General features: G+C 63.1%; 23 protein-coding genes and 1 pseudogene. 9 read left to right on the top strand and 15 right to left on the bottom strand.

What is annotated here, in order from left to right:
- Positions 1 to 1,350, top strand: a 1,350-nt coding sequence (locus IEY07_RS23565) for an MFS transporter (protein WP_188898557.1), incomplete at its 5' end; no start/stop codon positions are given.
- 99 nt (positions 1,351 to 1,449) lie between these two features.
- Here IEY07_RS23565 and IEY07_RS23570 read toward each other — a convergent pair.
- The 6 genes from IEY07_RS23570 to IEY07_RS23595 form a co-directional block, all read right to left on the bottom strand.
- Positions 1,450 to 1,857 (bottom strand): hypothetical protein, encoded by a 408-nt coding sequence (locus IEY07_RS23570; protein WP_188898559.1) that lies wholly within the window; start codon positions 1,855 to 1,857, stop codon positions 1,450 to 1,452.
- A 102-nt stretch (positions 1,858 to 1,959) separates the two neighbouring features.
- A complete protein-coding gene (locus IEY07_RS23575; RefSeq protein ID WP_188898561.1) occupies positions 1,960 to 2,460 on the bottom strand; it encodes a MarR family winged helix-turn-helix transcriptional regulator in 501 nt (166 codons plus the stop codon).
- Between the two features lie 80 nt (positions 2,461 to 2,540).
- Positions 2,541 to 3,950 carry an aldehyde dehydrogenase family protein gene (locus tag IEY07_RS23580; protein ID WP_188898563.1) on the bottom strand — a complete coding sequence of 470 codons (1,410 nt, stop codon included), beginning with the start codon at positions 3,948 to 3,950 and terminating at the stop codon, positions 2,541 to 2,543.
- 279 nt (positions 3,951 to 4,229) lie between these two features.
- On the bottom strand, positions 4,230 to 5,330 hold the full coding sequence (locus IEY07_RS23585) for an NAD(P)-dependent alcohol dehydrogenase (RefSeq protein ID WP_188898565.1): 1,101 nt from the start codon (positions 5,328 to 5,330) through the stop codon (positions 4,230 to 4,232).
- Between the two features lie 110 nt (positions 5,331 to 5,440).
- Positions 5,441 to 6,001, bottom strand: a complete 561-nt coding sequence (locus tag IEY07_RS23590; protein WP_188898567.1) for a MarR family winged helix-turn-helix transcriptional regulator — start codon at positions 5,999 to 6,001, stop codon at positions 5,441 to 5,443.
- Positions 5,998 to 7,755: an MDR family MFS transporter gene (locus IEY07_RS23595; RefSeq protein ID WP_188898569.1), complete on the bottom strand. Its 1,758-nt coding sequence runs from the start codon at positions 7,753 to 7,755 to the stop codon at positions 5,998 to 6,000. Before IEY07_RS23595 ends, IEY07_RS23590 begins: the two co-directional genes overlap by 4 nt.
- Positions 7,756 to 7,987: 232 nt before the next feature.
- Here IEY07_RS23595 and IEY07_RS23600 point away from each other — a divergent pair, with 232 nt between their 5' ends.
- From IEY07_RS23600 to IEY07_RS23610, 3 genes are all read left to right on the top strand, one after another.
- Positions 7,988 to 8,617 carry a TetR/AcrR family transcriptional regulator gene (locus IEY07_RS23600; RefSeq protein ID WP_188898571.1) on the top strand — a complete coding sequence of 210 codons (630 nt, stop codon included), beginning with the start codon at positions 7,988 to 7,990 and terminating at the stop codon, positions 8,615 to 8,617.
- A gap of 2 nt (positions 8,618 to 8,619) precedes the next feature.
- Positions 8,620 to 10,965 carry a DHA2 family efflux MFS transporter permease subunit gene (locus tag IEY07_RS23605; RefSeq protein WP_188898574.1) on the top strand — a complete coding sequence of 782 codons (2,346 nt, stop codon included), beginning with the start codon at positions 8,620 to 8,622 and terminating at the stop codon, positions 10,963 to 10,965.
- A gap of 80 nt (positions 10,966 to 11,045) precedes the next feature.
- Positions 11,046 to 11,672, top strand: a complete 627-nt coding sequence (locus IEY07_RS23610; RefSeq protein WP_188898576.1) for a DedA family protein — start codon at positions 11,046 to 11,048, stop codon at positions 11,670 to 11,672.
- Positions 11,673 to 12,780: 1,108 nt separating this feature from the next.
- Here the strand turns inward: IEY07_RS23610 and IEY07_RS23615 are convergent.
- Both IEY07_RS23615 and IEY07_RS23620 read right to left on the bottom strand, forming a co-directional pair.
- Entirely contained in the window at positions 12,781 to 13,113 is a 333-nt protein-coding gene (locus tag IEY07_RS23615) for an alpha/beta fold hydrolase (protein WP_188898578.1), read from the bottom strand.
- Positions 13,114 to 13,270: 157 nt separating this feature from the next.
- The gene (locus IEY07_RS23620) at positions 13,271 to 13,951 is read right to left on the bottom strand and encodes a TetR family transcriptional regulator (protein ID WP_188898580.1); all 681 of its coding nucleotides are present in this window, start codon (positions 13,949 to 13,951) and stop codon (positions 13,271 to 13,273) included.
- A 93-nt stretch (positions 13,952 to 14,044) separates the two neighbouring features.
- On the opposite strand from IEY07_RS23620, the gene IEY07_RS23625 reads away from it, so the two are divergent.
- The gene (locus IEY07_RS23625) at positions 14,045 to 14,989 is read left to right on the top strand and encodes an NADP-dependent oxidoreductase (RefSeq protein ID WP_188898582.1); all 945 of its coding nucleotides are present in this window, start codon (positions 14,045 to 14,047) and stop codon (positions 14,987 to 14,989) included.
- A 144-nt stretch (positions 14,990 to 15,133) separates the two neighbouring features.
- Positions 15,134 to 15,496, top strand: a pseudogene (locus tag IEY07_RS23630) (leucine zipper domain-containing protein); the annotation flags it as partial.
- Between the two features lie 650 nt (positions 15,497 to 16,146).
- On the opposite strand, the gene IEY07_RS23635 reads toward IEY07_RS23630, so the two are convergent.
- Positions 16,147 to 16,767, bottom strand: coding sequence for a hypothetical protein (locus IEY07_RS23635; RefSeq protein ID WP_229670606.1), 621 nt, complete (start codon positions 16,765 to 16,767; stop codon positions 16,147 to 16,149).
- Between the two features lie 106 nt (positions 16,768 to 16,873).
- On the bottom strand, positions 16,874 to 17,494 hold the full coding sequence (locus tag IEY07_RS23640; protein ID WP_188898588.1) for a GNAT family N-acetyltransferase: 621 nt from the start codon (positions 17,492 to 17,494) through the stop codon (positions 16,874 to 16,876).
- A gap of 77 nt (positions 17,495 to 17,571) precedes the next feature.
- Between IEY07_RS23640 and IEY07_RS23645 the strand changes: the two genes are divergently transcribed.
- Positions 17,572 to 18,243: a P-loop nucleotide/nucleoside kinase family protein gene (locus IEY07_RS23645; protein ID WP_188898590.1), complete on the top strand. Its 672-nt coding sequence runs from the start codon at positions 17,572 to 17,574 to the stop codon at positions 18,241 to 18,243.
- 99 nt (positions 18,244 to 18,342) lie between these two features.
- Here IEY07_RS23645 and IEY07_RS23650 read toward each other — a convergent pair whose 3' ends face one another.
- The 4 genes from IEY07_RS23650 to IEY07_RS23665 form a co-directional block, all read right to left on the bottom strand.
- Positions 18,343 to 18,936 (bottom strand): isochorismatase family protein, encoded by a 594-nt coding sequence (locus tag IEY07_RS23650; RefSeq protein WP_188898592.1) that lies wholly within the window; start codon positions 18,934 to 18,936, stop codon positions 18,343 to 18,345.
- 83 nt (positions 18,937 to 19,019) lie between these two features.
- The gene (locus IEY07_RS23655) at positions 19,020 to 20,192 is read right to left on the bottom strand and encodes an IS30 family transposase (protein WP_444543333.1); all 1,173 of its coding nucleotides are present in this window, start codon (positions 20,190 to 20,192) and stop codon (positions 19,020 to 19,022) included.
- A gap of 48 nt (positions 20,193 to 20,240) precedes the next feature.
- Positions 20,241 to 20,741, bottom strand: a complete 501-nt coding sequence (locus IEY07_RS23660) for an NUDIX hydrolase (RefSeq protein WP_188898594.1) — start codon at positions 20,739 to 20,741, stop codon at positions 20,241 to 20,243.
- A gap of 131 nt (positions 20,742 to 20,872) precedes the next feature.
- On the bottom strand, positions 20,873 to 21,670 hold the full coding sequence (locus IEY07_RS23665; RefSeq protein WP_229670609.1) for an aminoglycoside phosphotransferase family protein: 798 nt from the start codon (positions 21,668 to 21,670) through the stop codon (positions 20,873 to 20,875).
- A 388-nt stretch (positions 21,671 to 22,058) separates the two neighbouring features.
- Between IEY07_RS23665 and IEY07_RS23670 the strand changes: the two genes are divergently transcribed.
- Positions 22,059 to 22,964, top strand: a complete 906-nt coding sequence (locus tag IEY07_RS23670; RefSeq protein ID WP_188898596.1) for an aminoglycoside phosphotransferase family protein — start codon at positions 22,059 to 22,061, stop codon at positions 22,962 to 22,964.
- Positions 22,965 to 23,016: 52 nt separating this feature from the next.
- A complete protein-coding gene (locus tag IEY07_RS23675) occupies positions 23,017 to 23,364 on the top strand; it encodes a hypothetical protein (protein ID WP_188898598.1) in 348 nt (115 codons plus the stop codon).
- Positions 23,365 to 23,441: 77 nt separating this feature from the next.
- On the opposite strand, the gene IEY07_RS23680 is transcribed toward IEY07_RS23675, so the two are convergent.
- Positions 23,442 to 24,797, bottom strand: coding sequence for a hypothetical protein (locus IEY07_RS23680; RefSeq protein ID WP_188898600.1), 1,356 nt, complete (start codon positions 24,795 to 24,797; stop codon positions 23,442 to 23,444).
- Positions 24,798 to 24,948 lie beyond the last annotated feature (151 nt).

Consider the following 24,948-nt stretch of genomic DNA (forward strand, 5'->3'; position numbering starts at 1 on the left):
CTTGCGGTCAGCTGGGGCGGGTCACAGTACGCTTGGGACTCGGTGACGATCATCGCGATGTTCGCCGGCGCGTTCGTGGCATTGTTGTTGTTCGTCTGGTTCGAATCGCGGGCCGTCGATCCGATCTTGCCGCTGCGCCTGTTCCGCGGCCAGGTTTTCAGCGTCAGCGTCGTGTTGTCCTTCATCGTCGGATTCGCGATGCTGGGAGCGATGACGTTCCTGCCGACCTATCTGCAATACGTGCAAGGAGTCTCCGCGACCGGGTCCGGGGTCCGTACGCTGCCGATGGTGGTCGGCCTGCTGGGCACCTCGATCGCAGCCGGCACCATCGTCAGCCGGACCGGTCGGTACAAGATCTTTCCGATCCTCGGATCGTTGATCATGGCGGGCGGCTTGTTCCTGTTGTCGACCATCGACGCACAGACCGGGACCTGGACATTCTCGCTCTACCTGTTCGTACTGGGGATCGGCATCGGTCTGTGCATGCAGATCCTGACCCTGATCGTGCAGAACACGGCCGAGTTCCGCGATCTTGGTGTGGCGACCTCCGGGGTGACCTTCTTCAGAACGCTCGGCAGTTCTTTCGGTGCGTCGATCTTCGGCACCATCTACGTCAACGAACTCGGCGGACGGCTGGCCCGGGCCCTGGTGCAGGCGCAGATCCATGATCCGGCCGCGATCGGCTCGCCGGCGGCGATCCACGCGTTGCCGTTGGCGCAGCGGACGCCGATCGTCAACGCCTACGCGGAGACGATCCAACGGGTCTTCCTGTACGCCGTCCCGGTCGCGCTGCTGGCGCTGGTGATCTCGCTGATCCTGCGCGAGGTGCCGCTACGCGGCACCGCCCGGGCCGCCGCAAGTGACGTCGGCGAAGGCTTCGCGATCCCGGAGAATGCCGACAACGTGCTGGCGCTGCAGCGGGCCATCGTCCGGGTCGTCCGCGGCGCCCCGCCGGAACAACTGCGCCAGATCAGCGAGCGCTCCGGCACATCCCTGGACACCGCGACGGCATGGTGCGTCGGCCAAGTGGCACTCCGGCAACGAATTGACGGCGACACCGCACTCGCGCCGATCGCCCGCCGTTATCGGGTGCCAGCGCCGGTCTTGGCACCAGCGTTCTCCGCGACGGTGGCCGCAGGCTACCTCGGCGGCGACGAGACCTCGTACGCGATCACCGAATCCGGACGTGGGGAGATGGGCAAACTGACCGATGAGTTCCACTCCTGGTTGGCTGACCAACTCTCCGACTGGGGCGGTGATCATGACACGGAGTTCCGCACCGCGCTGCAGGCCCTGGCCCGGCGGCTGATCGACGACGACCCAGCACTCCCTGAAGTCGGCACTGCATGATGGGCCCGGCGGACAACCTTGCGGGAGCACACGGTTACCGGGCGGGCCATCCGGACCTGTCAGAATGGGCGCTTTGGCGGCTGCCCGGCTGCTGCCGTGCTATTCCCAATTTTTTAGTCGGTGGTCTTTGAATTCCAAGTTGGTGCCTGGTACTTCCTCCCAAACCATGTGGCCTGTAAGGGATCCGGGCACCATTAACTCCATGGTGCGTTTGTATCCTTCTGTTTGCATTTCTTGATATTGTTCTGCGCCGTACAGATGCTCGTGACTCTTCGTGTACGCCTCAACACTGTCGTATTCGTCGATGAAGATCCATTCTTCTTCGTCGCTGTTCTCGATCTTCCGGCAGAAGTTTCTGGTCTTCGAGTAGTAGATGGCTTCGGGGTGGTTGGCCTGCCAACCTAAACCGTTGGTGTCGTCGCCGAAGGGCCCATGCACTGCAACTTGCAAGAACTTGTTGTGATCGGCTTGCTTAATGCGCCATGTGGCGGTCTCGATTATTCTCATCGTTTTCTCCTCAGTCAATGATTTACCTGTCTGACAAGGCAGCGGAACTTTCGGGTGAACCCCTTCGAACTGTGATCTGGCCCGCCAATCTTGTGAAACTCATCAGTCGTCACCGAGGCGGCTGAAGTCGGCGAGCAATTCAGCGAAGTCTTGGAGTCGTTCGGTCGACCACGTGGACAGTTGCTGCCAGCGGGGGCTGTCGGCTCCGGTTTCCATTCTGCGGAGTCGGGCGAGAGTTTTCTCGGTGATTGCCATGTGGATGATGCGGCCGTCGTTCGGGTCGACGTGACGTTCGATCAATCCGAACTTTTCGAGTTGGGCGAGTTGTCGGCTGACAACACTCCTGTCGCTTCCGATGTACTCAGCAAGGTCTTTGGCGCGCTGTGGGCCCCGGCCGTAGAGGACGAGAATGATCCGAAAGCCGATCGGCTGCAGCGCGGGGTGAAGCTGATGTGCGAGTTCTCTCCAGCGGGCTCGCATGGTGAGAACGAGCTGACCGATCCCATCCTCAACCGACCGAAGCGCTGCCGCATGTCGCTGGGTCTCACCGCCACTGATCGCGTCATCGTCGGTCCCTGTTGGTGCAGACGCATGCTGAGTCACCATCTCAGTTTGCCCCAGTGATGACACGCCAGGGCAGTCTCGATGTGACCGCCTCGTCGACGTACTCACGATTCGACCGGTTAGCCGATGACGTAGGAGCGCACGTTCGAGAAGGGGTCCATGCCGTGGGGACCTAGTTCTCGGCCGAGACCCGAACGTTTCGTGCCGCCGAAGCCGATCTCGATCGGAGCGCCGGCGAAAGTGTTGATCCCCGTCACGCCGGTGTCGAGGCGGCTGGCGACCTCAAAAGCCTCCTCAGACTCGCCGAAGACCGTGCCCCCGAGGCCGTACACGGAGGAGTTGGCGAACTCAATCGCCTCCTCGACAGTGTCCACCACGTGGATCAGGCCAAGCGGCCCGAAGGCCTCCTCGGTGGACAGGCGGGCGTCTGCGGGGATGTCGGCGATGACGGCGGGCCTGAAGAAGGCTCCCGGGCCATCTTGCTTGCCGCCAGGTACCAACACCGTGGCGCCCTTGGTTACGGCGTCCTCGTACTGAGCCTGGAGCTGATCGACCGCCTCTTGACTGGACAACGGGCCGACAGTCACCTTCGTGTCGAAACCGTCACCCACTTCCGTGGACTCGAAGACCTCGTTATAGATAGGAATGAACTTTTCCGCCACGTCGTGGCCGACCAGAATTACGCGCTTCGGCGACATGCAGACCTGTCCACCGAGAACAAGACGGCATTGCGCGGCGTAGCGGGCTGCGGTGGTGACGTCTGCGGTAGGCAAGACGATGAAGGCGTCTGAGCCGCCCAACTCGAGCACCGCCGGCTTAATGTGCTTACCGGCCTGCGCGCCGACGGCGGCGCCTGCGCGATCTGATCCGGTCAGGGTCACGGCCCGGATTCGCGGATCGGCGATATAAGTGGAGATCTGATCGATCGAAGCCAAGACCGTCTGATATGCGCCGTATGGGAAGCCCGCCTGCGCAAAGACTTCATCAAACATCAGGGTCGAGCCGGCGCAGATCTCTGCGGGCTTGAGTAGCACCGTGTTGCCTAGGAAGAGGTTGGGTGCCGCAGCGCGCATGGCCTGGTACAGCGGAGCGTTCCACGGTTCGATGCCGAGCACCACTCCCAGCGCTTCCTTGCGGGTGATCGTCGCTTTTGGTCCTGCCGGGCCCTGGATCATCCCATGCGTCTCGGCTAGCATCGTCGGGCCATTATCGGCGTAGTATCGGAACATCGCTGGCACCATGGTGGTCTCGCTGCGGGACGCGCCGATCGGTTTGCCCATTTCCAAGGTCACCTGTCGGGCGAAATCCTCAGCTTTACTCTCAAAGAGATCCGCGAATACGCGGAAGAGTCGGACGCGCTCCTCGACCGGTGTCCTCTCCCAGTCCTTGTGTGCTGCGTGTGCCTTCGCCAGCTTGTCCTCAGCCCCTCCGGAAGTCTCAACGTCATAGGTCTTGAGTGTCTCGCCGGTGGCCGGATTCGTGGTCCGGTATGTCCGAGTGGTTGCATAAATCTTTGTATCTGTCAACATAGTCATTCCTTTTGCTTAGTTGCTTTATAGGTAATGTGTTTTACCGCGTTTCGAGGAATTCATGAGATTGAGTCATGGGATGCTGCCCGGAGAGGCTGAGGTCATGTGTGTAGTTGGGAGGCTCTTCCTGATCTCGTTCCATCGTCAGGCCTTCAAGCGTGGATCGACTGGTCCAGAGACTTGCCCGAGCCACCGTCGGGCCGAACGGCAGCGGCGAAACACGGGAGGTGGGCCGGATCGATCTCGAACGTAACCGGAATTCTCGACCCGAATAGCGAGCTACTTCGGCATAACGAGAAGGGCTTTCACGGTCTTGCCTGTCGCGGTGTCGCTGATCGCCTGATTGAGTTGTTCGAAGGGGTAGCTCGTGATGAGTCGATCGAAGGGGAACTGCCCAGCCCGGTGCAGATCTAGGAGTTGGGGGATGAAGTTTTGCGGGACGGCATCTCCTTCGATCGCACCGATGACAGTGCGGCCGGATGCGGATACGAGAGCCAGCGGAATGGTCGAGCCCGGCTTGCTGGCTCCGACGAGCGCGATTTTGGCGCCATAGGTCGTCGCCTTGACAAGGGACTCGATGACTTCGGCGGCCCCAGTAGTGTCGAACGCGTAGTCGGCCCCGCCCCCGGTGATCTGGATGACCTGTTTTGCCAGGTCTTCGTTCTTTGAGTTGATTATGTGGGTTGCGCCGAGAGTCTTTGCGAATTCGAGTCGTCCGTCCACAAGGTCGACAGCGATGATGGTGGTCGCGCCGGCGATCTTCGCGCCCATGATGCCGGATAGGCCCACAGCGCCGGTGCCGGAGATCACGATCGACGCCCCGGCTGGGACTGCGAGCGAGTTGAGGACGGTGCCGGCGCCTGTCTGGATACCGCAGCCGAGCGGCCCCGAGATGTCTACCGGCGCGCCGTCGGGCAGCTTCACGGCGTTGGCGGCGGTGGCGATCGCATGGGTGGCGAAGGAGGACTGGCCGAAGAAATTCCCGTGGACAGGCGCTCCGCTGCTATCGATGAGCGTTGTGCTGCCGTCCGGACGAGTCCCTCCGACGTTCAATGCGCCGAAGTGGATGCAGTAGGCCCCGCGGCCTGCCAGACAGTTGTGGCAGCGCCCACATGAGGTGAACGAGAGTGCGACGTTGTCGCCGACTACCAGTCCGGCCACGGCGCTGCCGACCTCTTGGATGACACCTGCTCCTTCGTGACCGACGACTTGTGGAAAGGTGACGCCGCGCTGTTGCGCGACGAGGTCGGTGTGACACAGACCCACGGCAGCGATCCTGACAAGGATCTCGTCGGGTCTGATCTCGTCGAGGGTGAGGTCTTCAAAAAGGAAAGGCTCGTTCTTTCCGTGTAGGACAGCTGCTTGAACGGCGGTGGTCATCTTGTCTGCGCTCTCTAACGTGTTCTCGTGTGCCGTGGGCCTATCGGACCCAAGGCCGTGTGTCTATGTAGTCGAGGTATTTGTGTATTCGAGGTAGGGGTTATTGAGATTCATTCATCACTTGCAGCGCTGAAGTCACGCAGCATGCCGGCAAAGTTGCGGAGCCGTTCGACAGACCATCCAGACAATCGGCGCCGGTAGTCGGCGCCGTCGCTTGCTTCGAGGTGCTGCAGCTGCCCTTGGGTCGCGGCGGTGATTGCCATGTGGATGATGCGGCCGTCGTTCGGGTCGACGTGACGTTCGATCAATCCGAACTTTTCGAGTTGGGCGAGTTGTCGGCTGACAACACTCCTGTCGCTTCCGATGTACTCAGCAAGGTCTTTGGCGCGCTGTGGGCCCCGGCCGTAGAGGACGAGAATGATCCGAAAGCCGATCGGCTGCAGCGCGGGGTGAAGCTGATGTGCGAGTTCTCTCCAGCGGGCTCGCATGGTGAGAACGAGCTGACCGATCCCATCCTCAACTGACCGAAGAGCATGAGCATGGTCAGCGACCTCGGGCTCGCGCACCAGAACGGATCCGAGGGAGTGAATGTTCCCGTCAGACAGTTCCGGCACGTCAGCTTGCTTCGGCAAATCGTCGGGCCGCGTGGATGCAGCGAGCGCGTTGCTCATCTTGATGCCTCGGCGCCACCGGCGCCCTCGTCCACCGCTGTGCGGGCTTTGGCGTCAGTCGATGACTGACCTCCCTGCGATATCCCAGAAGTAGCGCCCTCGAGGACAAGTTCAGCGGTGGTCGCTTCTGATGAGTCGTTCGAGGTGATCGCTTCGGCCAGGTCCACGACGGCCTTCTGGGACTCTTTGGCAAGTTGCTCGCTGGCGGTCTGTCGGGACAGGCTCCTGTTCGGCAAGAAGATGACAGCCAGAAGGGCGAGGATGCCGAGCGGGACGGCGCAAAGGAAGATCTCCGCGGTTCCGCTGCCGTAGGCGCTTTCGATCGCGATCCGGATAACGTCGGGCAGCTTGTCGAGATCAGGGAATCCGCCGCTAGTCAGTTGCTCCTTGGTGGTCTGGAGTTGGGTCGGGGAGAGCTGGCTGAGATCGACCTTCTTCAGGTTGGTCTCGATGAGGTGGGGCACTCGAGCTCCGAGTACTGCTCCAAGCGCGGTGACACCGACGGCACCACCGAGGCTGCGGAAGAAGGTCACACCGGCGCTCGCCGCGCCCAAGTTCTTCGCTTCAACAGAGTTCTGGACCACCATGACCAGGTTCTGCATGACTGAACCGATGCCAAGTCCGAGCATCAGCATGTAGACGGAAACCAGGACAAAACTCGTGTTGTAACTCACGGTTCCCATCAGCGCCAGCCCGGCGACGAAGATTGCGGTCCCGCTCACGACGAACCTTTTCCATTTGCCGATGCGGCTGATCAGGTTGCCGATCAGCATGCCGCCGATCAACTGACCGACGACCATCGGCAGTGTCATCAGCCCCGCTTGTGTCGGGGTGGCGCCGCGGGCGTACTGCATGTACTGGCTCAGGAAGACTGAGGCGCCGAACATGGCGACACCGAGGCCAATCGATCCGACGACCGCCAGCGTGAAGGTGCGATTCATGAACAGCCGCATCGGGATGATCGGCTCAGCCGCCTTGAACTCGTTGAGAACGAACAAGCCGAAAGCCGCGATGACACCACCGAGCATCGCTGCGGTCTGCCACGACCACCAGTCGTACTTGTCACCGGCGAACGTGATCCACAGCGTGAGCGTTGCGACACCGATCGCGATCAGAGCGGCCCCTAGCAAGTCGATCTTGACTGGCCGCGGCGGCCGCTTGGGCAGCCGAAGGGTGAGCTGAATGACGATGATCGCGATAACGACCAGCGGGGCGAATAGCCAGAAGGTCCACTGCCAGCCGATGCCATCGGTGATCACACCACCTAGCAATGGGCCGCCGACCTGAGCAACACCCATGATCCCCGAGATGATGCCCATGTATTTGCCGCGTTCCCGCGGCGAGACGATTCCGGCGATGATGACCATCACGAGCGTGTTCATCGCACCCACGCCCATGCCCTGAATGGCACGGCCGACGATCAGCCAGCTGGGGTCGTTGGCGAAGCCGGCGAGCACTGAGCCGGTGACGAAGAACCCGAGGCCTAGTTGAACCAGCAGCTTGCTGTTCAACAGGTCCGACAGTTTGCCCCAGATCGGGGTAGCGATGCTCGAGGTGAGCAGACTCGCGGTGATTGCCCAGGTCAGGATGTCTTCACTGCCACCGAGATCGGCAACGATCCTCGGCAACGCCGGCGAGATGATCGTGCTCGACGCGATCGCGGCGAACATCCCAATGATAAGGCCGGAGATCGCGAAGATGACTCCTCGCTGGCTGCTCGGCGGTGCCGCCTCAGCAGCGACTGACGTGCTCATAGATTGACTTCCTTCGACGAGTTGACTATTGTCAACTCTAATCGAGAGTTGACATATGTCAACACATGCTCACCTCACAAACCGCGAGATCCTGTGTGTTTAGCGTCACATCTTTGCATCCTGTAAATTTATGCAGTGGCTGCACTAAGGTGTTACTGGCGTCGGCGGTGGTGCAGCGTTGCACCGCTCCGACGTCGCGACCGTCGTGGGGTTGCGACCTAGGTGAAGAGATGTGATTGATGTGGCCACTGGTCTGCGGGAGAAGAAACGAGAACTCCTCAGGTCGACGATCGAGCGGAAAGCGGTCGACCTTGTACTGAAGCACGGCTACCAGGACGTCACGGTCGAGATGATCTGCGAGGAGTGCACGATCTCCCAACGCACGTTCTTCAACTACTTCAGATCGAAGGACACAGCGCTTCTGGGCCCGCCCCCGGATAGGCCCGACGCTGCAGCCGCGGAAGCGTTCGTGCATCACCCTGAGAGCGATGTCCTCACCGACCTCGTGCGGATGATGACGCACGTGCTCGAACAACGAGACGAGTTGGATCCGCAGCTGTGGCAAGACCGGCGCGAGATCATCCGCGGCAATCAGCAGTTGATGCGTGTCCAAGCCGAACGGATCGCCGCCAAAGACTCCGAACTCGCCGAAATTGTCGAAGCCCGCCTCCGCGCACATCGCCGGGTCTCAGAAGCTGCTGAGATCGATGGTGATCTTCGGCGTGAGGCGCGCCTGATCGTCAACCTCTGGTGGGGTGTTGCCCGCTACACGATGCAACTTTGGGCCGAAGACCCGCTCACAACTCCCCGACAGGTCACCGCGGATCTGCTCACCCTTCTCACCCGGATCAAGGAAGCCTGACTGTGTCTGCTACCGAACTAACTGCCACAAGCGCCACGCCAACCGCCGCGCCGGAACGCTCCGGACGCCACTTGATCCCGATCTTCGCGGGGCTGCTTGTGGCGATGTTCTTAGCGTCGTTGGACCAGACGATCTTCTCTACTGCGTTACCGACGATCGTCGGTGACCTTCATGGCGTGGATCAGATGCTGTGGGTGACCACGGCCTATCTGCTAGCCGCCACGATTATGATGCCGATTTACGGCAAGCTCGGCGATCTGATTGGCCGCAAGAGCCTACTGATTGTCGCCCTCAGCATCTTCGTTGCCGGCTCTCTGGTCGGCGCCTTGGCCCAGGACATGACCGTACTCATCATCGGTCGGTCGGTGCAGGGTCTCGGAGGTGGTGGCCTGATGCTGCTGGCCCAAGCGATCATCGCCGACGTCGTCCCTGCCCGTCAGCGGGGCCGCTATATGGGTGTGATGGGGGCAGTTTTCGGACTGTCGTCGGTCATCGGCCCATTGCTGGGGGGCTGGTTCACCGAGAGCTTGTCATGGAGAGTCGGCTTTTGGCTGAATGTTCCACTCGGCGTAGTGGCCATCTCGTTCGCCGCGTTCTTCCTGAAACTGCCCAAACACCACCAGCAGCCCAAGATCGACATTCTCGGCATCCTCACCATGGCGGTGGCCACCAGCGCGCTGATCTTGGCGACATCCTGGGGTGGCAACAAATACGACTGGGACTCCTGGCAGATCCTGGGCTTGTTCGGGACAGCTCTGGTCATTGGCGCGGTCTTCGTGATCGTCGAGCATTTTGCGGCCGAGCCGATCATTCCGCTTCATCTGTTCAAAGCGCGGAACTTCAACCTCACCACCATCGCAGCGCTCGTCATGGCCATTGCGATGTTCGGCGCGATCGGCTACATGCCTACCTATCTGCAGATGTCGACCGGGGCCAGTGCCACCAAATCCGGTTTGATGCTGATCCCGATGGTTGCAGGGCTGCTGATCACCTCGATCGTTTCCGGGCAGATCGTTTCCCGGACCGGTCGCTACAAGTGGGCGCCGTTGCTGAGCATGGTCGTCGCCGCCGCCGGCGTCTTCCTCCTGTCCACACTGACCGTGGACACCCGCACCTGGGTGCTGCTGGCCTACCTCTTCATCCTTGGTGCCGGGCTCGGTATCGGCATGCAGAACCTGATCCTGATCGTTCAGAACACCTTCCCCGCCCGCGAGGTTGGCACCGCGACAGCAGCGAACAACTTCTTCCGCCAGATCGGGGCCACGCTCGGCTCTGCCGTGGTCGGCAGCATCTTCACCAGCCGACTCACGGACCTGCTGTCGGAACGGCTTCCGGCCCAGGCCATGCATGGTGTGAGCGGATCCGACACCAACTCGCTCACCCCAGCCCTGGTCAAGCAGCTACCCCAGCGGATCCAGGACATCATCGTTGGTGCATACAACGATGCACTGACCCCGATCTTCCTCTACCTCGTACCGCTACTCCTGGCAGCCTTCGTCCTCCTGCTGTTCATCAGGGAACAGGCACTAGCGACCACCATCGAAGGATCCGGCGCCGACCTCGAAATCGCCACTACCAGCGGCGGCGAAAGAACGGCCAGGACAGGCTCGCCCGAACATGCCATCAATCATGCGCAGGTCGCTACACCGACCCGCGCTGCTTCCAGCAACTACTCGTCTACACCCGTGCCAGTCCTCAACAATGCCGACCAGAACGGCATGGTTGTCCCGACGGTCAACGCACCCGGTGAGGATGACCACACGGTCAACAGGACCGAACAAAGCCCGGCCGAACAGAACAGGCCCGGCTCGAACGGGTCCCAGCGCGACCAAGACCCAGCGATCCGCTCCACCGAGTGGGATGCCGCTCAGCTGGACGACCCGGACGAGCGAACCTCCATGGCGGCACTCGACGTACTCACGGCGGCTCAGCAACAGGCCAAAGCCCGACACGTCGCCGGCCGCGAGACCACTGAACTCGTTGCCGCTCGAATCGACGCGATCGGCCACCAGTTGGACGCAATGATCGGCGGGCTGCACCGCCAACTCCAAGAAGTCCGCGAGCAGTTCCTCAACCAAGACCACCTCAAACCAGCGGCCATGCCGGACGGGTCCGGAGCCGACCAACTACGCCAATACGAATACAACCTGCTCCTGGACACCCAGAAAACAGCCGATCGCGTGACCCAGCTCGCACGCGCCGAAGCCGAGCGAATACTCGCCGACGCCGAACAACAACGACTCGACGCCGCAGCCCGTGTCGAGCGACTACGGAAGGTGGAACGCGAACTCACCGACTCCATCTCCTCCCGCCTCCACAATCCAGAGGAAGGCGCGGCTGCCAGCTAACGCGAGTCTGCCGGAACTGTCAGAGATGACGGTTCCGGCAGATCCTTCCCACAATTTGCTCAACGACAGGATCGCGGACCATGGTCAAACTCGCACTGCTGGCTGTGTTTCTCGTAGCCGCGTCTGCGGTGCCTTTCGTGCCGACTGGCGAAGTCGTCGCCGGGGCACTGGCATGGCACGGCCTCAGTGGTTGGGGAACCATCCTGGTGTTCTTCGTCGCCTGGGCAGCATCCTGCCTCGGTGACACCATCCTCTTCACCGCGACCGGGCGTATCGCCGGGACACTCACCAGATGGATACACCGCAAAGCCGCCGGTGACCGGGTCACCAAAGCACTACAAACGATCGGCCGCGGCCCAGTTCTGGGAATGTCGCTGGCACGCCTCATTCCAGGCGCCCGCGCCCCAATGATCATCACACTGGGCCTCACAAACGCCACACGGAGAGCATTCCTCGTCGGCGACCTGATCGGCTGCGGCCTCTGGGCCGCCCTGTACACCACCATCGGAACCATCGGATCACACATCACCGGCAACCCAGTCCTAGCCGTCGCCGGAGCCGCAGCCGCAGCCGCCCTTATCGGCATCATCGGACAACGAATCCACACCAACCGGACCTACCCCCAAGAAGCTCCCAACCAACAAGCGCCCACCGAACACACACCGAACCACCAATCGGCGGACGCGCTTCACAACGAGCAGCACTAGAGGGAACGTGCGATCCGAGGCCGCCTCAAGGTGCCGCACCTCTACGCGCGACCAGAGGAGCCAAGCCCACCGGGCACGCAGAAGTGGTCCGGCGGGACCCACAGACCTCCTATAAGGGCCCAAATAGACGGGAGATTCGGATGTTCCCCGCAATAATCATTGCCGGCATGTTCTCGATTGTCCTCGGCGTTATTTGGCTAGTGTGGTCCAAACGCAATACGACCCGAGCGCTGCGCCGGCATTGGCGGAGCCGCGCAGGCAGAAGATCCGAAGCCGACAGCGAGAACGAGCTCTAAATTCCGCGGCCATGTGAATTATGAGGAACCAAGACCTGCGAATCTTTCCTTGTGTCTGACGTCTTTACTAGATGAACGAATGAACGCCCTGACGGCCGCAACTGCGCCGAGCGCCAATTATCGACTCTGATCCCCGCGCCTGGTATCTCGGACCCGGACATCCAGGGTACGATTTCGGTTCCGAGCTGATGGCACACCGCCAGCATGTCGGGATCCACTGCCGCGCTGCGCCTGCAACTGTCGCTGGATCCGTCCCAGTTCCGGCTGCAGCACCGGAGCCACTCCGGCCCTGGAGGTAGGAGAGAGATCCTCGGACGACGCCGAGAGACCGGACAGCCACATATGCCTGCTCCAGCTGCTGAGTCTTCAGGCTGAGCAGAGCGGATGCACGTCGTGCGTCGCCAGCGGCTTCGGCGGCTCGCGCGATTGCTGTAGTGAGCCGCATCAGCTCCGCCAGCAGGACAGCTTGTCCGACCCGCCCGGCTCGGCTCGCACCGTGGATCGATAGGAACGCGGCGGCGGAGGTCAGGATGACCGCACGTGTGCGAGCCGGGTCGGGCCGCTGGGCCCGTCGATGCAGTCTGGCCGATCGGCCGAGCTCGTCAGCGGCACGGCTCAGGTGGCTGCGGAGTTAGTCCAGCGCGGGGTCAGGGTCGGTCTGGTTGTCGAGTTGGTGGGTGAGTCGTCGCTGGTCAGGCCATCGTGGACGGCTTGGGCGCAGGTGGTGAAGGACCGGTCGGCGATGGTGGTCGTGATGCGCGTACTCGGCGGAGAACAGCGGCGGGTCCTCGAGCACGATCGCGCGGACGAGGTCACGGCGGTGGGCGGCTATCCATGCGGTGAGGAGGCCGCCGGAGGAATTGCCGGGTCACGAAGACCGCTTCCCGGATCTCTTGTTGGATGAAGGTGGCGAGGTCGGCGCCGATCCGGTCCGCGGTCATGGGGTAGCTGGGTGGGACGGTGGTGGTGCCGTGGCCGGGGTAGTCGATGTCGAAGACATGGAACCTCTTCGACAGATCCGGTAGGACGCTGCTGTAGCTGAACCAGTCCATGTGCTGGGCGTGCAGCAGGACCAACGCCGGCCCGTTGTCCGGGCCCTCGGTGTAGCTCAGTTCGACCTCGTCGACGTGCGCGGTTTTCGGCACGAATCCGGCATCGGCTACGGGCTTTCCATGGGCCGACGTAGTCGACGATGCGTTCGCCAGGCGACTGTGGTGGCGGCTGCGGTGAGGGCTGCGGCCGCGAGGGCGCCGGACATGATCGCGGCAGCCCTGCCACTCAGGCGGTTCCTGGATGCTCCCACTATGAACTCCTTCCCTGGTCGGAGTCTGCTCGCCTTGCTGGGGGCGTCATTCCCGGGTGTTCTCTCGTCGGGTTGCCTTCGGCGAGGCGTTGATGTCGTCGGGTCGCGTCGGCGATGAGGTCGGTGAGCGCGCCGGTGCCACTGGTCTCGCTGGTCTCGCTGGTCTCGTCGGGGTGGTCCGTGCTGCCGGTGGTGGTCCATTGGTCGAAGGCGACGCGGTAGATCGCGAGCCCGGTGTGGGCGGCGAGGGCGGCGTCGACGGGGTCGATGCCGTGGCCGTGCAGGGCTTGGGCGAGGTCGTGGGCGAGAGCGTCGTACTTGATCAACTCGCGTTCCCGGAGTTCCGGTGTCGCGGCGATGATGGCCTGGCGCCGGCGGGCTCGGGCCTGGTCGGCGCCGATGAGTTGCGCGGTGGCGTCGAGGGCGAGCTGGACGAGTTCCATCGCTGTGGCGTCGGCCGATGCTTCCTTCAGCGCGCTGGCGGTTGCTCCCTGAAGCAGGGACCAACCGCTGAAGAGGACCTCACGCTTGTCGGCGTAGTGACGAAAGAACGTCCTGGCGGTGACCCCGGCGCGTTCGGCGATGTCGGCGACCATGGTTTGCTCGAATCCTCGCTCGTCATACAGCTCCAGGGCTGCCTCGCTCAGCCGCGCCCGGGCTCCGGGTTGCCATCGTGCCATGGCACCAGCGTAGGTGATGTCATTCAATGACATTCGAAGTGCTATAGTGATGTCATCACATGACATCGTTGAGAATACGATCGAGGAGACACCATGACCACCACAGGCCCGGCGAAGCGGATCCAGTACCACGAGTACGGCGGCCCGGAGGTGATGCGCCTGGAGGAGTTCGACGTTCCGGCGCCGGACAAGGGGGAGGTGCTGGTGCGAGTACGTGCGGCAGCGTTGAACCCGATGGACGCGGGGATCCGCAGGGGCGCACTGAAGGCGATGACGGGCAAATCCTTCCCCCGCGGACTGGGTCACGACTTGGTCGGAGTGGTCGAGGCAGTCGGCACCGGCGTGACCCGCTTCCGCGTCGGTGACGAGGTCGTGGGCTGCGCAGGGATGAAGACCTCCGGCGCCTACGGTGAGCTGGCGATCCTGGAGGAAAAGGCCTGCGCGCTCAAGCCCGCCGGGCTGTCGTTCGAGGAGGCCGCGACACTGCCGGTGCCGGCCGGGACCGCGTTGCAGGCACTCATCGGCAACAGCCACCTGAACGCGGGCCAGTCGGTCTTCGTCACCGGGTGCCTGGGCGCAGTGGGACGCTCAGCGATCGCACTCGCCCATGGTGCGAGGGTGGCCGGCAGCGCCCGGGAATCCGCGGCAGACGACGCGCGAGCGATCGGCGTGGAGACCGTGGTCGGCTTCGACTTCGACCCCAAGGACCTCGCCGGCCGGTTCGACGTGATCCTGGAGTCCTCGGGGAAGCTGGACTACTCCGAGGGCAAGGTGATGTTGAAGAAGGGCGGAACGTTCGTGGACATCCTGCCCAGCCCGGCCAAGTTCGCCCGCGCCGCCCTGCCCGGCGGCTACAAGGTCCAGGTCACCAAGAACGACCCCGACGATCTCGCCGAAGTCCTCGACCTCGCCGCGCAGGGCAAGCTACAGATCCCGATCGAGCAGACCGTGCCCCTGGACGAGGCTATCGCGGCGCTGACCGAGTGGGAGACCCACCCCGAGTCTGGCCGCGGGAAACTCGTCATCACCATCGACTGAACCCAGCTTCGGGACCGCAGCCGCCGACGCCTAGCTGTTCTGACCACGGTCGTTAGGTACAGTGTGCCGACTGGACGGTGACGAAGACCTCCGGGTGAGGTGTGAAGCGACCAAGCAATTACGTCTCACACACCGGAGGTCTTCGTGTCTCACGTTAACGCTGTTCTGACTCCCGACTGGACGCCAGCGATTGGCTCGGCTTGTTGTGGATGAGGGGTGGCCGTTGAGGCGAGCTGCTGAGCGGTTCGGTGTCGGGGTGACGACCCAAGCGGTGGGCCGACCATTACCGGCTGATCCTGCTGATCGGTTGGAGGACCGCTCCTCACGGCCACGTCGGTCGCCCCGCAAGACTCGGTCCGGGTCGAACACCGGGTCCTCGGGCTGCGGCTGTCCCGGCGGTGGGGTCCGGCGCGGATCGCGTACCATCTGGGGCTGCCGATTTCCACCGTCGGCAAGATCCTGTGCCGCTACGGCTGTCCACGCCTGGCGTTCACCGATCCGGCTACAAAACGTCTCATGGGCACAAGCGAAACAGAGAATTCGTAGAATACCTACCGATCTACATCGCGTCCCAGCTCGCCGCGTCTAAAGCATAAAGTCCCTAGCCAATCTGTGTTTAATCGATTGGCCGATAATTGACCTTATGTCAAGTAGTTGACATGGTTTGGAGCAGACTTCTCCCCTGAGTTGGCGCAACGAGCGTTATCGCCGGCGGTCATCACCGATCACCGCGGCGGCACCGGATTGCCCTGACAAGAGCGATCACATCTTGCCGCTGGCCTGGCCGCAGGCGTACGAAGCCGCGAAAGAGCACCATGACGGCGGCAGTCCCGAGGACCAGGAGGATGATCATCATCAGAACTGAGTCCCGTGCTCCGTGAGCCGTCAGCATCGTGAGGAGTTGCATCACTGACTGGGCCATGTCGCATCCGTTTCTGCCCGGATCCGGGCATGCAAAAGGCCCGCTCGCGGCGGGCCTTCGGGTTTCGAACTCGTGGGATAGACGTTGGGTTGGCACCTGGTTTTGGGCATGAGTCACCTAGGGAGGCACGTATTACCTCCCTTCGGAAAAGCAAACAATCCGGCTTGATGCCAAGCGGTCTAGCGCCGGCTGCGACGTGCGAGTTGATCGACGGCTGCGCGCCGGTACAGGGCGATCAGCTGGGGTTGATCTTGTCCGCGATCGCTAGGACGTCATCCAGCTTGTAGAGGGCGAACGCCTGCACGCCACCGCCCTGAGGACCGGCCGGGAACTTCCTGTAGTGGTGCACGGAGAGCTTGCCTCGGTTGCACCAGACTCGGATCGTCCCCGGTTTGACGCCGCATATAGACGCGGCCTCGTCGCCATCAACAAAGTTGTTGAACTCGCAGTGCTCACACACGCATTCGGCGTCGTGGGTTTCCACGGCCGCGCGCTGTGCGGCTTCCTGGTCAGCGGCCTCCGGATGCAGCGTGTGGTCGCGCATCGCAGCGACGGCTCGCTCGTCAGCGCTACCCGCTGGACCCGCCTCGCCGGTGAACCACTGCAGGCGGTACGCGGTTAGCTCTCGCTCCTCCGCTTTCTCACGTGCGAGCGTGCAATGACGGGCTCCGGCGAGAAAGGCGCTTTTCTGTTCCGGGGTCATCGTCCGATGACGGCCCTCGTGACCGAGCGGTAGCACACAATGAAACGGGCCAATCTTCTCGCCACATATCCCAGAGATCGGCGTCAAACCGAGCCATGCTCGCGTTTCGTCCTCGCGCCGCTGAGAGTAGGACGGTTCACTGGGGAAAGCCATCCGAGGCCCCTGATTTTGGGTGCAGAAATACACCAATGGTCGTTACAGTACCAGATTGCCCCTGCCGATCATGCTGACTCATACCCAACCCGGCGCCGAATCGCTCCTAGGCGACCCGACGGACGACCCGCTCGTCTGGCCGGTTGAGGATCGTGCACCGGGCAGCTCGGCGGCTCGGCGACCGTACCAGAAGAGATCTACGCAGAAGCCAGAGCTGTGGACGATCCCAACACGAACCGCCGGTTCCCGCCATCACTCGACGCGATCTCCGAGAAACCCGCCCTGTCATGACTCGTGCGGAGGCATCGTTGGCCCGGTGGCACTCGCCCCAGAAGGTTTCGATCCCGAACCACCGGCGGCAGCGGTCGACCGCTCCGGCCAACGCCTCGGCCGCATAGCCGTTCCCGCGATGCGCGGGATGCACGGCATACCCGAAATCCCAATCGGCCACGCCTCGGCTGCTCGCGCCGAGTCCGAGCCAGCCAACGATGGCGGCGTCGTCCTTGCGGGCTAGCGTCAACTGCACCGAGCTCGGATTGCTCTCCGGACAGTCTTCAAGGGCTCGGACGATCTGGGTGAGCCATTGCTGTACACCGGCCGGATCCCGCGGACCGTAGTCGTCCATGAACTGGGCGACCGCGGCGTCGGTCCACATTTCAGTGAGCGGCTGGAGATCTGTGATCCGCGGGTCGCGCAGCATCAGGCGTGATGTCTCGAACGGCAGCACCCGCTCAGTCTGTCCAGCACATCGCCCTTCCGGCAACATATTTCACCCAGCAAGCCCTCCCCACAAACGATCCATCAGTGGGCCGCCTGCGGAGGATTTCGGAAGGCCCGAATATTTCGGATGGGGCAGAATCGCGTCCCATGTCCCACCCAACGACCGACGACCGATCTCGCGTCGGCCTGCTCATCGTCATCTCTGGTCCCACGGCTGCAGGCAAGACCACGATTGGACGCGAGGTCGCAGCCCGACGGCACCGAGCGATTCACATAGATGGCGACTTCATCCAGCGCCTGATCATCACCGGATCGATCACGATGGACATCCCGCCGCCAGCCGGAGCGCTTGATCAACTGCGGTTGAGATTTCAGGCTGCGTTGGCCGTCGCCAACCTCTACCGCGATGCTGGCTTCGACGCGATCATCAGCGACAACCTCTTCGCGGAGGAAGCCCACCGGTTCATCGAATCTGCGATCAGCGCCCACCCCGCGCGGTTGATTCACTTCGTCATGCTCAATCCTTCGGTCGAAGCGATCTGGGACAGGTACAACCAACGCCCCGGAGGCGGCTACACCGCCACCCTCACCCCGGAAGTTCTCAAAGACGCGGTGGAACGTACTCCTCGCGTCGGCCTCTGGCTCGACACCAGCCAGATGACTACAGCGCAAACCGCCGACCAGGTCCTAGAACGCCTGCACCAAGCTGAAGTCGGGCCCGACGTACCGCCTGCGGCGTCGAACGAGCGGTCCTGACGCTGCCCGTATGCCGGTCGGTTTGCGGATGTCAACGATGGCCGGGTCGGACCATGATCATGTTCTGTCCCACAGGAGGATCCTTCACCGGGCTGGTTTTCATCGGCTGACTGGATCGAACTGAACGTCGGTCGTGTACGCGATGATCTCGACTTCATCGCCCAAGGCCCATTCTGCGACTCGCGAAGCCAGTGCCGCGGGCACGCCTTCCATTGCTCCTGGAGCCGGTCCGATATCGAACGTCGCGTGCCCGTCATGTGGCATGACGACCCCGAACTTCCGTTCAAGCGCAGCGCGCGCGGTCGCCAGCACACACATCTCTGACATGACGCCGACCACACAGACACGATCGACGCCGTGTTGCCGCAACACCTCGTCCAGCCTGGTCCCGTCGAAGCCATCGTCTTTGAGCTTGCGAATCACGACCTCACGAGGCGACTCTGCCGCTTGGAAGTAGAGCTCCCACCCTGCCGTGCCAGGTTCATCAACGGCACTAGACGGACCATCATTCTGCAGATGCACCACGAGCGCACCGGACTGCCTGGCGCGATCCAGCAAATCGTTCAGATTCACCAGGAGCTGTTCACTGGCCGGAGCCGCTTCGTCGCCAGTGACGAATGCGGTCTGGATATCAACAATCACCAAAGCTTGGACTGCTTCAGCCGATGGCTCGGCACTCGATAGCGCAGGCATAGGCGCACACTCGCACGACCAGCCGGTCGGCGCACCCGTACTGCAGAGTGCACGCCCGTAAGCCGTTCGGCGGATTCTGGCGGTCATCGCAACAGTGACCGGATTTCCTCGGTTGGTTTACGGTAGCCGAGTCGTTTGCGGGGCCGGTCGTTGAGTTCGGCGGCGATCGCGTCGAGGTCGGCTTCGTTGTGCACCGACAGGTCGCTGCCTTTGGGCAGGTATTGCCGGAGCAGCCCGTTGGTGTTTTCGTTAACGGGCCGCTGCCAGGGCGAATGTGGATCGGCGAAGTAGATGGCGATCCCAGCCGCGGCAGCGACTTGTTCCCAGTCCCGCATCTCGGGTCCTTGGTCCCAGGTCAGTGATCGGCGCAGCCCCTTCGGCAGCTGGTTGATCTTGCGGGTCAACGCCGACTGGAGCTGTTCGGGTTTGTAGCCGTCGGGCAGGTGCACCAAGATCGTGTAATTCGTGCGCCTGTCGACCAGCGTCCCGACCGCGGATGCGTTGCGGCGGCCAATGATCAAATCGCCCTCGAGGTGACCAATCATCGTGCGGTCGTCGGCGGCCGTGGGCCGCTGGGAGATGTTGATCATGTTCGGGATCCGGTTCTTGCGTTGACCGACCTTGCGACATGGCCGTCGGATGGTGCGGCCGGTCCGCAACCGCCGTGTCAGTTGCCGTTTCAGCGCATGCCGCTCAGGTTGATACAGCGACTGGTAGATAGTTTCGGGACAGACCCGCATCTGCGGGTCGTCGGGAAAATCTGCCTGGAGCCTGCCGGTGATCTGCTCCGGTGAATAGCGCTTCTCCAGGTCGGCCTGGACCTGCTCCCGCAGCCGAGGATTGTCGACCAGCTTGGAGTGCTTCGGGCGGCTGGCTCGATGGTAGGCGCGGGCGTGGGCGTCGCTGGCCCGATACCCGCCCCGGCCGCAGTTGCGGCGCAACTCCCGGCTGATCGTTGACACGCCCCCCACGCTGGCGGCGATCTGTCGCACACCCTGACCGTGAGCCCGGCGCAGGGCGATCTCCTCCCGTTCGGCGAACGTCAGGCAGCGGCCCTTCAGGTTGCGGCCGCGTCGCGGCCGGATACCGCCGTAGCGGTCCAGCCAACGCGACCCGGTTCGGCGGTCGACGCCGATGTCAGCGACAGCGACAGCGACGGTGAAGAACGCACCATGGGCCATCGCTTCCCAGAACCTCTGATGAATCTCCGGAACCATCCGGACAGAAAACTGCATCCACAACACCACACCTCTCATTTCGAAAGACCCGGGGTGTTGCGATCACCGCTAGAACCCAAGGATCGCTTACCGGGCAGTTGCCTCCTTGGTGGCCGATGACGAGAGGTATTGAAGTAGTCCGGCCCGGTCGACCCAGCTGAACTGCTCTGGGTCGCGATCGATCATCGACCGAACCCGCTCAACCCTGAACCAGCTGGCGCCGCCGGACTCACCTTCTTGCGGCCGCAGGTCACCATCGGCCCGACACCGGAAGTAGACACCGATCGAATCGACCGGACCCTGCACGGTTTGATACACCGCGAAGGGACGCAAGCACTCCACGGTCGCCTGCTCCCCTGAAGCGACCAAGCGGGTACCGGTGCCCTCGGCGTCGACGACGTCAAGACCAGTCTCTTCCTTGACCTCGCGGCGCAGGGCATCCAACAGCGGCTCAAACAGCTCGACCTGGCCACCAGGCAGTTCCAGTTGGCGTCGCTGGCCGGGCTTGTCGCGGACCTGAAGCAGGATCTCGACGCCATCGGTCGCTGCCGTCCGCCGCTCGATGATCGCTCGCGCATTCACATACATGACGACATCGTTGCTGATCCGCCTCGTACGACCGTGTCCGCAGGGGATCGATCACCGGGCACCGCGAAGTCATAAAGCAATACAGAGCCTCTGGCGTAAAGGACTCTCTTCGACGGTCGTCGGTGCTCGGATCAGCTAAACAGGTTCAGGAGCCTTTGGCACTTCGGCGGATCCCACGTGAGACCTCTTGGGATCCCCCACAGCAGATATGACATCGAACGCAGCACTATCCAGCACCGTGCCCGATCGGATGGGACCTCCGACGCCCGCACGAACGCCTCCACCAGCTTGACGATGTCGGAGTCCTCACCCAACTCATCCAATCGTTCCCACAACACTCTCGCGAAGTCGTACTCGCGGTCACCTCGACAGAGGACTGGGTCGACGATCAGCCACGGGGCACGATCGCCCGCCAGAACCTGCTCACAGTGAAGATCACCATCGACCGCAAGATTCGACGCCGGTGCTTCAGCTCGCTCTTCGGCGAGCCGAAGAGCGATATCCAGTTGGTGTCGCGGCGTCGGGCCGCCGAGTGCCAACCAGTCCCGCTCGAACGCCTCGACGTGACTAGCAGCGATCGCCGCAGTCGACAAGACATCCGATGGCGCCGGGACTGCCAATTCACCCACGAGATGAGCAATCACCGATACAGCAGCGGCCAGGGGCTCGGATTGAAGACTGCGGGAACTATCAAGACGCTCCAGCAACATCGCCCGCGAAATCGGGTCCACATCGAACAGTCGGACCGTGCCGCGACCGTCCCAGAATCGCAGAGCTGCCGCCTCCTGATCAACATCGTCTCCCGGCGGGGCAAGCCGCAACATGTACCCCTGCGGTCCCCGCCGCACCGGAACCACCAGCGCGTTGGATCCGTGCAGCGAAGAGCCGTCGATCTCCAGACCCCAGCGCCGACACTGATCCGAAACCATCGACGGCAACACCTCGAGCCATCCGCGACCCCGCCGGTCATTCCACCAGCGAGGCATCTCCCGAAACGAATCAGGCACAGTAATTACAGACGCAGGATCCGGCATCGACACACTCAAATCAAAGCACTCACCGGGCCGAACCAGCGCCGAGCCGTGGAACTCACGGTCCACCACAAATCGGACAAGGGTCCGTCCATTTGCCAGTTCCCCTGGACACCAAGATCACGATCAGGCATCTTCGCCGGAAGCGCATCGGTGACCGGGCATCAGGGCCATTGACGGTGCGGCGTTCTGCGACTTGATCTCGTATCGCCTTCACGGATGGAGGGTCGCTCACGCGATCGGAAACCGGGTTGACGGCGAACGCCCCGATCGTTCGAATAGGGCCGTGAGTCTCCGCGCTGACCAGGCCACCATCGACATCCGGCTCGTCCGAGAGCTGGTGGACTCTCAATTCCCGCAGTGGGCCGGGTTACCGCTGGAGCCGGTCGGCTCTGGTGGAATGTGCAATGCGATCTACCGTCTCGGTTCCGACCTGTCCGTACGGCTGTCGCTCTGGTCGCCGGGTGTCGACGTAGTCCGACGGGAGCAGGCGAAACTCTCCTCACTCGCGCCGTTCCTGCCTGTGGCTATCCCTTCTGTGGAGGCGATCGGCTCACCTACCGACGCGTTCCCGGGCGAATGGTCTGTCCACCGCTGGCTCACCGGTACGCACCCCACCCCCGGCGCACTGGTAGATCCGCATGGGCTGGCGATCGACCTCGCAGCGTTCGTCGGCGCGTTCCGGCGGATCGACCTGCCGGACCGGCCGCCGGCCTATCAGGGCGAGCGCCGGACACGCGCTCCGATGGACTCGATGGACTCGTCGACGCGGGAGGCAATCGGCCAGCTGGACGGCCTGATCGACACTCGCGCAGCTCTGGCCTCGTGGGAGGAGTCCCTCGCTGCGCCGTACGACGGGTGCGAGGTGTGGGTGCACTCGGACCTGATGCCGAGCAACCTGCTCGTGTCGACAGAAGGCCGGCTGACTGCAGTGCTCGACTTCGAGACGTCCGGCCGCGGCGATCCGGCGTGCGACCTGTTCCCCGCCTGGTACCTGCTACCTGCGAACGTCCGCGGCGGGTTCCGTGCAGCGCTGGACGTGGACCACGCGACATGGCTCCGCGGACGCGGGCGCGTGCTGTCCCAAGCCCTGATCGTGTTGCGACACTTCAAGGACACCAACCCGGCGTACGCGAACAACGCGCGGCACGCCATCGGCCAGGTGCTCGCAGCTTCTCGATGTCGACTCTGAGCCAGCCCGATAGCCGTTGGACCAGGGCTTCCAAGGCTGGCCCAGTAGATCCGTGCGCGCCCAGGATTCCACCGCTACCCGATTGGGCCTTGGACGGGTCCAGGAGCTGACCGCCACCCGCATCGCGACCATGTGCAAGGCCGGGGCGGTGATCCACGGCGACCCGACGACGCTACGGCCACCCGCCGACTATCACGCCGCCGCTGACGCCGCCTTCGACGACCCCACCACGATCTCCATCCCCACCATGGTCAGCGGGCTGACGGCGCTGATCGAAGCGGCCGCAGCCGTCAAATCCCCGGCCACCCGGACCATGCTGCTCGGTTACGCCAGAGCCTCAGTGCTCATCACCGAACTGGTCCGGCGGGGAAAACGCCGGTTGCGGCAGGCCAGTCGGTAGGCCGGAACTAGGCCCCGAGATCCTGACCCGAGCGTTAACCAAGCGCGTTGATCGCAGGCGTTGTGGCCTGCGCCGGATCAGGTGTTCCTGGTGTGTCGGAAGGGTGGCCGGCCAGGGACGGAGTGGGTGCGGCCGTGGCGTAGCCGGACGAGGAGGCGATGCTTCAACGCGGCGGCCAACTCGTGGCTGGTGAAGGCTGCTGCAACTTCATCGGCACGTTGGCTGGACGGGATGGTGGCGGCGAACTCGTTCAGTGTCTTCGACCGCTCCGTCATTAACTCGGCGTGCAGCTTCGCTACCCTCGCGGACGCAGAATTGAGCTGAGCCTGGAACTTGTCTCGTTGCAGTTGGCCCGCCAGGACAGCACCAGCCAGCGCATTAGCCGCGATCGCCACCGGGATCTGCTCGATATCATGCCACTCGGCGGTCTCCGGGGCTACGGCCAGCGTGTCCAGATCGCCGACCACCCGGACCCCGGACTGTCGAATCGCCCGGGCGAACCGCTGGCCGTCCGCCGTGACGATTTCTGCAGCCCAGGGCGGCAGTGTCACGCGGCGCTCGTCCGGACCGACTTCGCGACGCTCCGGGCCGAGCCGGACAGCTCCCTTCCGGACCAGTTCGAAAAAGGTGCGCCAGTCGGCACCTCGATCGCGCAGCTCAGCGTTGGCGGTGCGGAACAACTCCGCCTCGACAGCGGTCAGTGCCCGGTTACTGGTCCGCCACTGCAACATGCCGTCGGGAAGCCCGAGCATCTGCTCGAACGCACCCGTCATCAGCGTGGGCTGCGACGGGTCCACGACAATCACTGTCACGTTCTGCGAACCCACAAGTCGGGCCCACCGCTGCACAAGGTCGCCATGGTCATAGGCACGCTGGAACCGGCCCGAGGCCGGCTGCTCCACGTCCCGGCCGAAGAACCGCCGCAGCCAATCCTCGAAAGGCTCAGTCTGCGCATCATCTCGCATCCCTTGGGCCCACAACGACGGAACAATCCGCGCCGGGGCCCGCACCGTGATACAGATGTGCACCGGCTCACCGACCGCCTCGACGATCCGGGCGGCCGTCGTGTCGTCGACCTGGCTGACGAACTCGTGGGTGATGAACACCCGGCGCTGCGTGTCGGCGTCGATTTCGGCGCGCAGCTCGTTCCACAGTCGACGATCCGGAACCCCACTGGCCTCCACGTCGAGAAGATCCGGACCCAGTCGTCCCGTCCGCCGCCACACATCAACACTCCAACCAATCAGGCCGCCGATCTGACGCACCTGGTTGAACGAGCGCCCCGGATAACGGACACCATGGGCCAGCAGCTGCTTCCGCCGTCCACTGGCCGCGGCCTGCACGGCCGTCGTCCCCGTCTTCATCGGCCCGATATGCAACAACCGCGTCCGGGCCGGGAGCAACAACTCAGTCTCCCCACAGCTACCCGACACGACCCGAACACTACCGAAACGATCCCGGAGAACAGCGGCCCAACCTGCACCCACGCAGGTCCCGACACCAATCGGCCTGGCGAGCCGACACGATGTCGTCGACCAACTACCCAGAGCTCGACGTGCTGTGCCATCACAGCGGAGCCATCTT

This window comes from Microlunatus endophyticus, assembly GCF_014646195.1.
Lineage (GTDB): Bacteria > Actinomycetota > Actinomycetes > Propionibacteriales > Propionibacteriaceae > Microlunatus > Microlunatus endophyticus.

What these genes read in the sequence shown, in the direction of transcription:
- IEY07_RS23655 (WP_444543333.1), bottom strand. Translation starts at nt 20,192, where the DNA reads ATGAGAGGTGTGGTGTTGTGGATGCAGTTTTCTGTCCGGATGGTTCCG.
- IEY07_RS23570 (WP_188898559.1), bottom strand. Translation starts at nt 1,857, where the DNA reads ATGAGAATAATCGAGACCGCCACATGGCGCATTAAGCAAGCCGATCAC.
- IEY07_RS23590 (WP_188898567.1), bottom strand. Translation starts at nt 6,001, where the DNA reads ATGAGCAACGCGCTCGCTGCATCCACGCGGCCCGACGATTTGCCGAAG.
- IEY07_RS23620 (WP_188898580.1), bottom strand. Translation starts at nt 13,951, where the DNA reads ATGGCACGATGGCAACCCGGAGCCCGGGCGCGGCTGAGCGAGGCAGCC.
- IEY07_RS23595 (WP_188898569.1), bottom strand. Translation starts at nt 7,755, where the DNA reads ATGAGCACGTCAGTCGCTGCTGAGGCGGCACCGCCGAGCAGCCAGCGA.
- IEY07_RS23580 (WP_188898563.1), bottom strand. Translation starts at nt 3,950, where the DNA reads ATGTTGACAGATACAAAGATTTATGCAACCACTCGGACATACCGGACC.
- IEY07_RS23635 (WP_229670606.1), bottom strand. Translation starts at nt 16,767, where the DNA reads ATGGCTTTCCCCAGTGAACCGTCCTACTCTCAGCGGCGCGAGGACGAA.
- IEY07_RS23585 (WP_188898565.1), bottom strand. Translation starts at nt 5,330, where the DNA reads ATGACCACCGCCGTTCAAGCAGCTGTCCTACACGGAAAGAACGAGCCT.
- IEY07_RS23650 (WP_188898592.1), bottom strand. Translation starts at nt 18,936, where the DNA reads ATGCCTGCGCTATCGAGTGCCGAGCCATCGGCTGAAGCAGTCCAAGCT.
- IEY07_RS23610 (WP_188898576.1), top strand. Translation starts at nt 11,046, where the DNA reads ATGGTCAAACTCGCACTGCTGGCTGTGTTTCTCGTAGCCGCGTCTGCG.
- IEY07_RS23660 (WP_188898594.1), bottom strand. Translation starts at nt 20,741, where the DNA reads ATGTATGTGAATGCGCGAGCGATCATCGAGCGGCGGACGGCAGCGACC.
- IEY07_RS23625 (WP_188898582.1), top strand. Translation starts at nt 14,045, where the DNA reads ATGACCACCACAGGCCCGGCGAAGCGGATCCAGTACCACGAGTACGGC.
- IEY07_RS23665 (WP_229670609.1), bottom strand. Translation starts at nt 21,670, where the DNA reads ATGGTTTCGGATCAGTGTCGGCGCTGGGGTCTGGAGATCGACGGCTCT.